The 728-nt window shown below is 62.2% G+C and carries 1 protein-coding gene; it reads right to left on the reverse strand.

The window, feature by feature from the left end; all coding sequences use genetic code 11:
• The coding region (map, locus tag AC1DTN_RS37750; RefSeq protein ID WP_477925244.1) for a type I methionyl aminopeptidase at window positions 1–686 on the reverse strand (686 nt) is incomplete at its 3' end.
• Window positions 687–728: the final 42 nt, after the last annotated feature.

Genomic DNA, 728 nt, shown 5'->3' on the forward strand with positions numbered 1-728 from the left:
TCCTTGGTCACGACAGTCCACCCGTCGGGCAATTGCCTTGTTTCGCGCTTGCCGGCGTTGAGCATCGGTTCGATGGTGAAAACCATCCCCGGCTCCAGCTCGAGGCCTTCTCCGCGCCGCCCATAGTGCAGCACTTGCGGCTCATCGTGATAGACCTGCCCGATGCCGTGCCCGCAGTATTCGCGCACCACGCTGAAATGCTCCCGCTGAGCGACCGACTGGATGGCGTGGCCAACATCGCCCAGCGTCGCGCCAGGTCTGACCTGCCGGATGCCGGCCAACATGGCTTCGTACGTCGTCTCCACCAAGCGCCGGCCCAGCACGCTAGGGGCTCCGACGAAGTACATGCGACTGGTGTCACCGAACCAGCCATCCTTGATGACGGCGACATCGATGTTGATGATGTCTCCCTTCTTCAGAATCTTGGTTAGAGAGGGGATGCCGTGGCAGACCACCTGATTGACGGAGGTAAGGATGGTCTTCGGATACCCCTGATACCCCACGTTGGCTGGAATGGCGCCCTGGACATTCACGATGTGTTCGTGGCAGATGCGGTCGAGCGTCTCCGTGCTCACCCCGGGCACGACGTAGGGCTCGACCATACTCAGAACCTCGGCAGCAAGCAGGGCGGCCCGCCGTGCCATCTCGAGTTCCTCGGCGGACTTGATGGGAACACCGTGAGCCATCAGTGCTTTCCCGTCGAGGACGCGCGGTGCTTGCCAGGATGG

The organism is Rhizobium sp. 01T444, assembly GCF_056398305.1.